Source organism: Saccharicrinis sp. GN24d3, assembly GCF_052400645.1.
Taxonomy (GTDB): domain Bacteria; phylum Bacteroidota; class Bacteroidia; order Bacteroidales; family Marinilabiliaceae; genus Saccharicrinis.
Window position 1 is genome coordinate 258,013 of record NZ_JBQTGI010000006.1, and the last position, 13,711, is coordinate 271,723.

General features: G+C 42.1%; 7 protein-coding genes. All 7 read left to right on the forward strand.

Going from position 1 to position 13,711, the window contains the following annotated elements; genetic code table 11:
- The first annotated feature begins 7 nt into the window (after positions 1-7).
- The 7 genes from ACT29I_RS09470 to ACT29I_RS09500 all read left to right on the forward strand — a co-directional run bounded on the left by ACT29I_RS09470 (position 8) and on the right by ACT29I_RS09500 (position 13,697).
- Positions 8-2,254 carry a S9 family peptidase gene (locus ACT29I_RS09470; protein WP_430932117.1) on the forward strand — a complete coding sequence of 749 codons (2,247 nt, stop codon included), beginning with the start codon at positions 8-10 and terminating at the stop codon, positions 2,252-2,254.
- Between the two features lie 122 nt (positions 2,255-2,376).
- The gene (locus ACT29I_RS09475) at positions 2,377-3,369 is read left to right on the forward strand and encodes an ornithine cyclodeaminase family protein (RefSeq protein ID WP_430932116.1); all 993 of its coding nucleotides are present in this window, start codon (positions 2,377-2,379) and stop codon (positions 3,367-3,369) included.
- Positions 3,369-4,916, forward strand: coding sequence for an L-serine ammonia-lyase, iron-sulfur-dependent, subunit alpha (locus ACT29I_RS09480; RefSeq protein ID WP_444793288.1), 1,548 nt, complete (start codon positions 3,369-3,371; stop codon positions 4,914-4,916). The genes ACT29I_RS09475 and ACT29I_RS09480 overlap by 1 nt, the downstream gene beginning before the upstream one ends.
- A complete protein-coding gene (locus ACT29I_RS09485; RefSeq protein ID WP_444793289.1) occupies positions 4,913-6,868 on the forward strand; it encodes a glycoside hydrolase family 97 protein in 1,956 nt (651 codons plus the stop codon). The genes ACT29I_RS09480 and ACT29I_RS09485 overlap by 4 nt, the downstream gene beginning before the upstream one ends.
- Positions 6,869-6,875: 7 nt before the next feature.
- Positions 6,876-8,336: a sulfatase family protein gene (locus tag ACT29I_RS09490; protein ID WP_444793290.1), complete on the forward strand. Its 1,461-nt coding sequence runs from the start codon at positions 6,876-6,878 to the stop codon at positions 8,334-8,336.
- Between the two features lie 36 nt (positions 8,337-8,372).
- Entirely contained in the window at positions 8,373-10,793 is a 2,421-nt protein-coding gene (locus ACT29I_RS09495) for a family 78 glycoside hydrolase catalytic domain (protein ID WP_444793291.1), read from the forward strand.
- 51 nt (positions 10,794-10,844) lie between these two features.
- Positions 10,845-13,697 (forward strand): glycosyl hydrolase, encoded by a 2,853-nt coding sequence (locus ACT29I_RS09500; protein WP_444793292.1) that lies wholly within the window; start codon positions 10,845-10,847, stop codon positions 13,695-13,697.
- Positions 13,698-13,711: the final 14 nt, after the last annotated feature.

The window sequence follows — 13,711 nt, forward strand, 5'->3', positions numbered from 1 at the left end:
ATTAGTTATGAAGAAATTACTTGCATTTACGTTGATTATAACTTTAGTAGCCGGAACCATTATTACAGCACAGGCACAAGACACAAAGCCCTTAAAAATAAGCCTTGAAGATTTATACAAAAACAACGTTTTCAGGCAGAAAGGAATAAATACCGTGCGTTGGATGAAAGACAACAAAGGGTATTCAGCTCTTGAAACCAATAAAACAATCGGTGGGAAAGATATTGTGACCTACGATGCCCAAACGGGAACCCGCACGGTATTGGTTTCTGCCGGAAAGTTAATTCCCAAAGGCGCAAAAAAGCCCATCGTCATAAGTAGTTATTCGTGGTCGCAGGACAACAGCAAACTTCTGATTTTCACCAATACACGTAAAGTTTGGCGTTACCATACACGCGGCGATTACTGGGTGCTGGATTTAAAAACTGAAAAACTCACGCAAATCGGAACTTCGTTGGAAGCCACCTGGCTGATGTTTGCGAAATTTTCGCCCGATGCAGAAAAGGTTGGTTTCGTTTACCAACAAAATGTGTATGTGCAGGATTTGGGAACGGGAAAATTGGAGCAATTAACAACCGATGGGGGCGATAACATCATCAACGGAACCTTCGATTGGGCCTACGAGGAAGAGCTAAGCTGCCGCGATGGTTTCCGCTGGAGTCCAGACAGCAAAAACATTGCCTTCTGGCAATTGGATACCGAAGGGACCGGGACTTTCTACATGATCAACAACCTGGATTCAATTTATCCCAAGTTAATTCCACTCCCCTACCCTAAAGTGGGCACCGACAATTCATCCGCAAAAATAGGTACGATAGCTCTATCCGATAAAAACATCAGATGGATGGATATTCCTGGCGATCCCCGGAATAATTATCTGGCCCGAATGGAATGGGCAAATTCATCGGATGAGTTGATCATTCAGCAGCTTAATAGAGAACAAAATACCAACAAAGTATTTTTTGCCGATGCAAAAAGCGGGGTTGCCAAAGTTGTTTATACAGAGAAAGTAGAAACCTGGCTCGACATTTACGATAACCTTACCTGGTTAAACCACGGAAAAGAGTTTACCTGGCTCAGCGACCAAAGCGGATGGCTACACCTGAATAAAATTTCAATAGAAAACGGTGTTATTACACCTGTAACCTCAGGCGGCTTCGAGGTAATTAAATTACTGAATATCGACCAAGATAAAGGCTGGGCATACTATATCGCATCGCCCGAAAATGCCACACAACGCTACCTTTACCGAAGCAAACTCAACGGGAAAGGCAAAGCAGAACGGCTTTCTCCATTAGAGCAGAGCGGACAACATGCTTATAACATTTCGCCGGATTGCAAATACGCCATTCATACTTTTTCAAACCATGCTGCACCACCGGTTTACTCAGTAATTTCGTTGCCCGATCACAGGGTTCTGCGTGTTTTAGAAGACAACAGTAATCTGAAAAGCAAGTTGGCGAATTACGAAATCCCAGAAAAAGAATTCTTAAAAATTGAAACCGATGAAGGGATGGAGTTTGATGCCTGGATGATAAAACCCAGCAATTTTGACCCCTCGAAAAAATACCCGGTTATATTTTACGTTTACGGCGAACCGGCCGGATCAACGGTGCAGGATAAATGGGTTGGAAATTTATGGGATCAGCTGCTGGCGCAGGAAGGCTACATTGTAATGAGTGTTGACAACCGAGGAACCAATACACCCCGGGGGCGCGAATTCAGAAAAAGTGTTTATGAAAAAATAGGAATTCTGGCACCTATCGACCAGGCAGCTTGTGCACGGAAAATTATGGAATGGGATTTTGTTGATCCGGACCGTATCGGAATCTGGGGATGGAGCGGCGGCGGGTCAAACACCCTGAACTGTATATTCCGTTACCCTGAAATTTACAAAACCGGAATTGCCATTGCATTTATCAGCAACCAGTTGTTGTACGACAATATTTACCAGGAACGCTATATGAACCTGCCTAAAAACAACATGGAAGGATATAGGGACGGGAGCCCTATTACTCATGCTAAAAACCTGGAAGGAAACCTGCTTTTGATTCATGGTTCGGGGGACGACAACTGCCATTACCAAAGCTGCCAGATGTTGGCAAATGAACTGATAAAACAAAACAAATACTTTACAATGATTGATTACCCCATGCGATCGCACAGCATCAGCGAAAGAGAAAATACAACCATGCACCTGCGAATGACCATGCTCAATTATTGGAAAAAGAATTTGCCGGCAGGAGCAAAATAAGAAATAGGATCATTTTAATAGGATGGTGATTGCGCACCATTTAGACAGGGGTAATCAGATAAACAATCCATGTGCGGATTTTATAAACAACAATACATCCATTAGGGATTAAAGTTCAGTAAATGAGAAAACCGATCAAAATAATAAAAGCAGGCGAGATTAAGCAAAATTATTCCATGCAAAAGGCAATTGATGCCATGGAACATGCATTTTCCTCCTTGTCGTCGGGCGAATCTTTTGTGCCGCAACGATTTATGACAACATTGCCCACAAAGGAATTGCTATTGCTTTTTAAGCCGGCTTTTGTTGAGAAAGACAAGAAGGTAAGTATAAAATTCCTGACCCAGCGCGAAGGGGTTTCTGTGCCGGGCATTCCAACCATCCAGGGAATTATCTTGTTAGTTGATTCGGTTACGGGAGAAATACTTTCGATGATGGACGGTGAGTACGTAACTGCACTGCGTACCGGAGCCGCAAGCGGATTGGCAACACGTTTTCTTGCCCGAAAAGATGCACAAAACATGGCTCTGTTTGGTTGCGGCATCCAAGGTAAAACGCAATTGGAAGCGGTACTATGCGAACGAAAAATAAAAAAAGTTTTTGTTTTCGATAAATTTCGGGAAGCTGCAGAACAGTTTATTCATGAGATGCATGAAAAATTTCAGATTGAAATAATTTATTCCGAGGAAACTTCTGTATTAAAAGATGTTGATATTATTTGTACAGCCACAAATTCTACGGCCCCCCTTTTCAAGAAAGACGAAGTAAAACCGGGGGTACACATTAATGCCATCGGCTCGTTTCAGCCCCATATGCAAGAAATCGACCCATATCTAATTAAAGCAGCCAAAGTTTATGTTGACCAAACAGAACCTTGTCTAAAAGAAAGCGGCGATCTGATAAAACCATTGAAAGAAGGAATAATCACAGCAAACCACCTTGTCGGCGAGATTGGCGAATATTGTCTGAATAAAATTGCTGGCAGGAAATCTGAGACTGAAATCACAATTTTTAAAAGTGTTGGCGTGGCCATTCAGGATTATGCGGTAGCTGCAGACATTTATGGCAACTCAATAGGCGAGTCATTTGGACAGGAAATTAATCTTTTTGAATAATGAAACAACTACCGAGCATTTTTAACGATGTAATTGGTCCGGTAATGCGGGGGCCTTCAAGTTCGCATACCGCGGCATCCTGGCGCATCGCCAGAACTGCCCTGGATATCTTAAACGAAGGGTTGCGGAAAGCATGCATTGAGTTCGCCGAAGATGGGGCCTGGGCACCAAACTACCGCGAACAGGGTACCTGCATGGGTATCAATGGAGGGCTTTTGGGACTTGAGATTACCGACCCTGCCATGAAAGATACCGATAATCTTGCCATTGAGAAGGAAATAGAAATTAGTTACCGGGTAAGTTCTTTTGAAACATCTCATGCCAATACGGTAAGATTAACCTTGTGGGGAACGTCAAATAAGAAAGTGCAGATTGTGGCAATCTCCAAAGGTGGCGGAACTTTTCAAATACAATCAGTCAATGGCTATAATGTACAGATAAATGGCGATTTATATGAAATCCTTTTCTTCACAAATATGAAGGATGATTTAGAATCCATGTTACCGAAAGGTATAGATCTTCAAGTATGTGAAAAAGAAAACAGTTATTTGTTTAAGCTCAAATCGTCTTTGCCTTTTAGTTCGGATTTTATACTTCAACTTCAAAAGAAATCAGGTGTTGAAGATATTTCCATTGTAAATCCCATTCTTCCGGTTGTTTCTGGCAGACAAACCCCAATGCCTTTCGGTTCGATAGAGTCTTTACTTAGTTATGCCGATGAAATTCAAATGGATTTGGGAGATCTGGGACTTCTTTACGAAAAACATTTAAGCGGATTAACGGAGTCAGAACTAAACGAAAAGATGGCCAGACTTGTACAGGTTGTACATAACAGCATTGATATTGGTTTGGCCGGAACAAAATATGAAGATCGGATATTGCATCAGCAGTCTCACTTGATTTCAAAAGCAGAGGGTGAGGGTAAATTGACAGGTTCTGTAATGAACAATATTATAGCCAACGTTAGTGCATTAATGGAATCCAAGAGTGCCATGGAGGTGATTGTCGCGGTTCCTACGGCCGGTTCCTGCGGAACTGTTGGCGGCTCGTTACGCGCAATTGCCGAAGATATTCAGGTAGACACAAAGAAAGTGGTCAAGGCATACTTTGCTGCCGGAATTGTTGGTGCATACTTTGCCATGGGGCCGGGTTTTTCTGCCGAAGAACACGGATGTCAGGTAGAATGCGGTGCTGCATCCGGGATGGCAGCAGCTGCTATTACGCAACTTATAGGTGGAACTGCAAAACAAGCCGTCGGGGCTGCTTCAATGGCTATTCAAAATATGATCGGCCTGGTGTGCGATCCGATTGCCGATCGTGTCGAAGCTCCTTGTCTTGGCAAGAATATTAGTGCTGCGGTAAATGCTTATTCGTCTGCAATAATGGCTGTTTCGGGTTTTGATGCGGTAATTCCGCTTGACCAGGTAATCAATACCGTGGCAAGAGTGAGTAAAACCATGCCGTCCTGTGTGAAATGCACGGGAAAAGGTGGGTTAGCCATTACTAAAGAAGCAATTCGAATTAAAAATAAACTTAATCGGTCATGACACATAAATTGTTTTACTTCATCATCTTGTTATCCAGTTGTTATTCTGTTATAGCACAATCCCATACCGTTCAATCCCCTTCGGGAGAAATCAAAATCGAAGTGGAAGTGGATGATGTTTTAACGTATCGGGTGTTTTTTAAAGGAGAAGAAATCGTTGCAAAATCTGAAATTGCATTTTCGATTGATAACGGAATGACATTTGGAAAAGATGCAAAAGTCCGAAGTATAAAAACAACGAAAATTTCGAAGGAGATTCATCCTGTTGTTCCTCGAAAATTTAACCTCATTAAGGACGAATACAATGAATTGCAATTGGATTTTAAAGGAGGTTATTCATTACTTGCGAGGGCATATGATGAAGGTGTTGCTTATCGTTGGGTGTCGGACAGAAAGGGCAGCTACACTGTTATGGACGAAACGGTGACATTCAATTTTAAAGACGATCATAGCATTTGGTTTCCCGAGGAGAAACAGGTGTATTCTCATCAGGAGCGCGAATACCTTCACTTGAAGTTGTCGGATGTCACCTCCGAAAGGTTCTGCTCAACAGGCACGCTGGTGGTGTTGGAGAACGGAATAAAAGTCTATATCTCGGAGTCGGACCTGGTGGATTATCCCGGAATGTTTCTTCGAGGATCGGACAAAAATCCACATGCACTTGTGGGGAAATTTGCAGGGTATCCGCTCGAGGTGTTACCAAAAGGAGACCGTAATGCTAAAGTAATAAAACATGCCGATTTTTTGGCCAAAACACAGGGGAAACGAAATTTTCCCTGGCGGGTAATGGTCGTTGCCGCCAATGATGGGGATCTGATTTTGTCGGAGCTGATTTATAAGCTGGCCACACCTTTGCAGCTGGATGATACAAGCTGGATTAAACCGGGGAAAGTGTCCTGGGATTGGTGGAATGCCAATAACATTTACGGTGTAGATTTTAAAGCCGGTATTAACACGGAGACCTATAAGTATTATATCGATTTTGCCTCGAAATATGGATTGGAATATATTAACCTGGATGAAGGCTGGTATCAGTCCGGTGATGTGCTAAATGTGATCGATGCCATTGATATCCAGGCATTGGTAAATTATGGCAAGACCCGAAACGTGGGGTTGATATTGTGGGTGACCTGGAAGGAGCTGGATGAAAACCTGGATGCCATCCTTCAACAATTTGAAAGTTGGGGCATCAAAGGTATTAAAGTCGATTTCATGCAACGAGACGACCAATGGATGGTCAATTTTTACCACCGGGTGGCTCAAAAGGCTGCGGCCAAACATATGCTGGTCAGTTATCATGGGGCTTATAAACCAACCGGGATGAGACGTGCTTACCCAAATGTCATTACCCGCGAAGGTGTAATGGGAATGGAACAAAGCAAATGGGGTTTTGACGCCAATCCGAACAACGATTTGTTATTGCCCTTCATTCGAATGGTTGCCGGCCCCATGGATTATACACCAGGTGCAATGAAAAATGCAACCAAACACAATTTTAGACCCATCGGAAAAGAACCCATGAGTTCGGGAACCCGTTGCCACCAGCTGGCCATGTACGTTGTATTTGAAAGCCCGTTGCAAATGCTAGCCGACAATCCATCAAATTACCATCGAGAAACTGAATGTATGAAGTTCTTATCTGAAGTTCCTACCATATGGGACGACACAAAAGTACTCGATGCCAAGCTTGGGGAGTACATTGCCTTGGCGCGCAGATCCGGTGAAAAATGGTTCGTGGGCGCTATGACCAACTGGACAGAGCGGGAAATGCAACTTAACTTTGACTTTCTGCCCGAGGGAAACTATACCCTAAAAATATGGCAGGATGGTGTAAATGCCCATCGGTATGCGGCTGACTACAAAATGAAGAAGCAATCGGTTCGGAAAGGAGATGTTTTAAACATTCATCTTGCTCCTGGAGGTGGTTGGACGGCAATTATTACAAAAAATTAATAATCCTATGACTACAAAATTTCATAACCTGTTTTTCTGCTTGACCTTAATATGGTTGTTCGCATGCACAGCTAAGGATCAAAAACCAAACGTTGTATTTATATTAACCGATCAGTGGAGGGCCTCGGCCTTTGGATACGCAGGGGATGTTAATGTGCAAACCCCTAACCTGGATAAGTTAGCCGGCGAAGCTGTTAATTTTAAAAATGCAGTTTCGGTATGCCCGGTATGTACCCCTTATCGGGCCTCACTGTTAACCGGAAAATACCCAACATCAACCGGCATGTTCCTGAATGACTTATACCTTCCGGAAGAAGAACTTTGTATGGCTGAAATATTTAAATCTGCAGGATATAACACGGCATACTTAGGTAAATGGCATCTGGATGGTCATGGCCGGTTTAAGAACGTCCAACCCGAACGCCGACAAGGTTTTGATTATTGGAAGGCACTGGAATGTTCTCATGAATACAATAACATGGCTTATTATGAAAACGATTCTCCGGAAATAAAGTACTGGGACGGATATTCACCATTTGCTATTTCAAAAGAGGCTCAAAACTATATTGACGAACATGCACAAGATGAAAATCCATTTTTACTGTTTGTTTCCATAGCCGCACCGCATTTCCCACATCACAGTGCACCGGAAGAATACAAGGCTCTTTATCCAGAAGATGCGATTAAAGTTTCACCCAATGTTCCAGCAGAATTGCATGCCAGAATTAAAAAAGAGCTAAATGGTTACTATGCCCATTGCACGGCTGTAGATAAAGCTATCGGTGATTTATTAGATAAATTAGAGAAAGCCGATGTAATGGAAAATACAATTGTTGTTTTTACCTCCGACCATGGAGAAATGATGGGCTCACATGGCAACCGCCCCAAAAGCAAACAGGTAGCCTGGGATGAATCAACAAGGGTTCCATTTCTCATAAAAACTCCATTTAACACCGACGATGGAGAAGTTGTAAATGCGCCAATCACCACACCAGACATTCTTCCAACCTTGTTAGGATTAGCCAATGTAGATATTCCACAGACAATAGAAGGAGAAAACATCTCAGAGCTGGTTAAGTCACCCGATTCTGAAGTGGACCGCTCTGTTTTATTTATGAATGTCTGTCCCTTTGGGAATGAATATAAATTCGACGAGTACAGGGGAATACGTACAAAACAATATACCTATGTAAGCTCGCCTGAAGGCGCGATAATGCTCTTCGACGACATAAAAGATCCCGAACAATTAAACAACCTTGCAAATAAAGAGGAGTTCGCAAAAGTGCAACAATCACTTACCGAAAAACTTCAAAAGGAATTGAAAGAAATTGGAGATGAGAATTTTCAGAAACGAGAATATTACCTTGATAAATGGAACCTTAAATTGAATGAGGGAAAAGTTGTCGACTATTCAGGTTTTACGCGTGGTGAAGGAGTAGTTCAGTCTCCCAGACTAAGTACAAAATAATTGAAGAAAAACATGATTCAAAGAAATACAAAATTCATGAAAATATTAAGCTTATTTAGCCTAGGTTTTTGCATTGCTTTTGTTGCTTGCAATACAACAACGACAAAAAAGAATGTTGAATTTAACTCTGACGATAAGGCACAATGGATTACCGATGAAAGTGAATTGCCCAAATCCGATTCATTATTTTACCTCGATTATCCGGCGCCACTTTTTAGAAAAGACTTTACCACAGATAAACCGGTTGAGAAAGCAACACTGATTATTACAGCTGCCGGTTATTACAAAGCCACATTAAATGGTGAGCCGGTTGGAAAAAACGAACTAGATCCGGCCTGGACCGATTTTAGCACACGCATTTACTTTTCGGAATACGATGTTACTTCACAACTAAATACCGGCGAAAACTGTCTGGGCGTGAAAATTGGAAATGGGTTTTACAATCCTCTCCCACTCCGGAAATGGGGTCGCCGCAACTTACGCACCGACCTGGCCAAAGTAGGTAAGCCTACTTTTATTGCCAAACTCCATATCGAATATACAAATGGAAAGACTGAAGAAATAATTTCAGATACAAGCTGGAAATATGCCTATGGTCCAATGCTGAAGAACGATGCCTATTTGGGGGTTGCCTACGATGCGCGTCGTGATATTGCCGGATGGGACAAAGCCGGATTTAAGGACAGCAAATGGAAACCAGCATTAATTGGCGAAGCACCGGGAGGAGAATTACAAAAAGCGGTTTCGCCTGGAGTTCAGACAACTAAAAGAATAACACCCGTTGATATTTCATCGCCCGAAAAAGGAATTTATGTGGTAGATATGGGCGTAAACTTTACCGGAACGTACAGAATTAAACTAGCGGGTAATATGGGCGACACCATCACTTTCCGTTTTGGGGAACGCATTTACGACGATGGCAAACTAAATCCAATGACCACCGTAATAGGCCAGATTAAACGCAAAGGTGTTGGCGGTCCGGGTGCTCCCGAAATCGCATGGCAAACCGACAGCTACATAATTGGCAGCGAAAAAGCCGCCTGGTTTCAACCTGAATTTACCTACCACACCTACCGTTACATGGAGGTTTCAGGCCTAAAAGCCAAACCTGAACTTTCTGATATCGAAGGGCTGTTCTTTCATTCGAACGTAGAAAACAAAAACAGTTTCTCGTGTTCTTCTGAACTATTAAATTCAATTCAGGAAATTACCGAAAGAACCTTTAAAGCCAACTTAATTAGTGTGCAGTCGGATTGTCCGGCGCGCGAAAAATTTGGTTATGGAGGCGACCTGAATGCCACCAGCGAATCGTTTATTTACAATTTCGATATGCAGGGCTTTTACCGCAAAACCATTTACGACTGGCTAGATGCCATGCGCGATTCGATGTTTGTGGACACTGCTCCTTTTGCCGGTGTAAAATATTGTGGAATCAGCTGGGAATCGGCTTACTTGCTTACCCAATATTACGTGTATTTATACTACTACGACACCGAATTGGTTAAAGAACTTTATCAGAAAAATATAGCGTGGATGGACAAAGTTGCCTACCTGCACCCCGATGGTTTGGTTGACAAAGGGCTGGGCGACCACGAATCGATGATTCGAGTACCGGTGCAACTTACCGGGACATGCCACTATTTGCAGTGCGCCCGCATTATGGAAACCTTTGCCAAAGAAATGAACGATAAAGCAAATGAAGAGAAATACCGTCAATTGGCTGAAAAACTAAAAGGCATTGTTAAAGCTGAGTTCTGGGATATACCGGTAACATTTAAAATAAACAAACAAACCTTATTCTCGGCTTTGCTTTACCACGATATTATTCCTGAAAATGAAATGGAAGCCGCCAGAGACTCGCTAGAGCAAGCCATTAAGAATGGCCCTTCCGGACATTTTAGCACCGGTATTTTCGGAACAAAATACGCACTGGAAGCCCTTTCGGCAAATGTTTCTCCGGAGGCTGTTTTCGATATTGTGAACAGCACGGAATATCCCGGTTGGGGATTTATGATCGACAACGGCGCCACCACCGTTTGGGAAACCTGGGAAGAAAGCGACAACACTTTTTCGAATTGTCACCCCATGTTTGGCACCGTTACCGAATGGTTTTACCGCTGGCTGGGCGGTATTCGCCCGATGCCCGAAGCTCCGGGATTTAAAAAGTTTGTTCTCGCACCTTCCACTCCAGAGGAATTAGATTTTGTGAATTGTTCGTACCAATCTCCTTACGGAGAAATTATTTCGAACTGGAAAAAAGAAGAAAACGGAACTTGTGTTTTTAAAATGACAATTCCTGAAGGAACAACTGCTCAGGTTAGCGTTCTAAAAAATTTATCACAAGAAATTATCTCGATAAAGAAAAATGATAAAGAAATAAGAGACAAACTTTCGGTGTCCAAAGCAAGAAACATCTTATTGGAAGAAGGTAAGTATGAAATTACAGTTTCAGAATAAATTAAGTGTATATCAAATAAACTTAACTGCAACTTTTTAAATACTATCCCAATGCTAAAAAATAAATCAATCCGGATTTTTTATATGGTGATGTCCATATTTTTGATGACGCATTGTAGTTCTGTTAAAAAAGATTTATCCGAAGAAAAATTCTTAAATCCAACAACAGAATACAGGCCTTTGGCATTGTGGCCCTGGTTAAATGGTTTTGTAGATACAACAAAAATTGTTTACGAGCTTGAACAAATGCATGATAAAGGTTTGCGTGGTGCGGTAATTTGGGATATTGGTTCGTTGGCCGATCCTGATAAAATAATTCCGGAAGGCCCTGCATTTCTTGGTAAACAGTCGTTAAATAATATTTCGATTGCACTGAAAACAAGCAAAAAGCTCGGTCTGGATTTAGGCATGGTAGCATCAAGTAGCTGGAATGCAGGAGGCGAATGGGTAGATTCTACCCATGCCAGTATGCAGTTATTAAGCACCAGCCATTTGGTGGAAGGCCCGGGAACTAAAAAAATTACCATTGGAATACCGGAATCACAATGGGGAGAAACCAAGACCTTTTCAAGAATCACATCCATTGCTGTTCCCTATTCCGACTCCGGAATAATTGACACCAATATCAACAAAACCATTTTATTGGATGATTTTATTTCAGAAGGCAAATTTATTAATTGGCAGGTGCCTGAAGGAAAATGGGAAGTGCTTACTTTTTTCATGTGTAATACTGGTCAAAATCTAGTATGCCCCAGTCCAAAATCCAAAGGACTGGTAATTGATCATCTAAGTTACCTGGCAACCCAAAGTCATTTTGATAGTATTATATCACGCCTAAGCTCGATTAGCACACCCGATAATCACCTGAAGTTTTTTATGCTCGACAGTTATGAGGTCTGGCAAATGAAAGACTGGTCGCCTCGGTTTATTCAGGAATTTAAAGCACGCTACCAATACAATCCAATCCCACACCTTCCTCTCTTGCTGGGACATAACTGCAAAGACAGTGTTTTTGCGGAACGGTTTCGCGGCGATTACAGCCGCCTGGTAAGCGACATGATGATTGAAAACCACTTTGCGCAGTCGGTTGATATAGCCGAAAAAAATGGAATGAAAATGTTAACCGAAGCCGGTCATGGAGGCAGTCCGCGCGTTGACCCACTCAAAGCACTGGGGAATTCACACATCCCAATGGGTGAATTCTGGAACAGGAAACGTCATTGGGTCACTAAAGAAGCAGCTAGCGCAGCCCATATTTACGGGAAAAAGACAGTGGCGGCCGAGTCGCTAACAGGGTGGAATCATTGGCAACATGGGCCTACCGATTTTAAACAGCTCATCGATATTGCTTTTTGTGAAGGTCTTAACCAGGTGGTTTTTCACACCTTCGATCACAACCCTGAAATTGCAGGAAAGCCGGGATTTGCTTATCACGCCGGCGAACACGTAAATGCAAATGCAACATGGTGGCCTTATGCCAGGCCTTTTATGGATTACATTGCAAGGTGCTCGTATATGTTACGTCAGGGAAATTTTGTTGGCGATGCATGTTTATACTATGGCGATCAGGCCCCCAATCTGGTTCCTCCAAGAAGGATAGATCCAAATATAAAGCCAATTTTCACAGAAGATAAGTGCTTGCATTGTGGCGATACCAAACCTGTAGATGCTGGCGACTTACCAGGTTATAGCTACGACTATATTAATGCCGATATAATAAGTAATGCCTTAATCTCGAATGATGGGAAATTGGTGTTGCCATCCGGGCAATCTTACAAGGTAATGTTGCTGCCCGACAGAAATGACATATCGCTGGAAGTTTTGAAAAGCCTCGAAAAATTGGTTTTTGATGGAGCTGTTGTTATTGGCCCGAAGCCCGAAAGAACACCGTCGTTAAAGAATTACCCCAGTTGCGACCTCGAGGTGAAAGAAATTGCCGGCAAAATGTGGGGCAACTGCGATGGTGAGAAGATCCTTTCAAATAAGTATGGCAAGGGAACAGTTTATTGGGGAAAATCGGTAAAAGAAGTGCTGGAAGAGCTGAACATTCCTCCTGATTTTGAAGCACAAGGAATTGACAATTGCGATTATCATATCGATTTCATTCATCGCCAAACAGAAACAGAGGAGCTTTATTTTATTTCAAATAGCAGCCCGGCCAGCGAAAAAATAACAGGCATTTTTAGGGTTGACCAGAATATGATTCCGGAAATTTGGGACGCCGAAACCGGACTGATACAGCGAGATGTTGTGTATTCAAAAGTTAAAAATGGAATTAGCATTGAGCTTCAACTCGAAGGGCTTTCTTCCAGGTTTATCGTTTTCAGGAATAATTCAACTCGAAAAAATGATGCCGGATTAAATTATGATTTGCAATTCGGTTTTAATAAAAAGCAAAAAGTAACAGAAGTAAGTCCTATCGATTTAGGGGCAAACTGGGAAATTAATTTTGATGCCAATATGGGCGCCCCAAAATCTCATCATCTTGAAAAATTGACCAGTTGGTCGGATATTGGTCATGAAGGCATTAAGTATTATTCAGGAGCGGCTAATTATAAAAGAAATTTTACGGTGGCAAAGGAAGCAATCTCAAAAAAAGTGGATGCTTTTGTGGTTTTTGAAGATGTGCAGGAAATAGCGCAGGTTAAGTTGAATGGCAACGACTGTGGAATTATTTGGACACCACCATACAAAGCCAACATTACGCCCTTCCTAAAACAGGGCACTAACGAAATAGAAGTTCAGGTGGTAAATGCATGGAATAACAGGATTCTTGGTGATTTGAGAAATCCCAACAAAAAAAGCTATACCAATACAAATGTTAAATATAAATTTAACCCGAATAGCTCACTTTTAAAATCCGGATTGATTGGGAACGCTGAAATAATCTTTTACAAAGATTAATTATTTTAATAAAC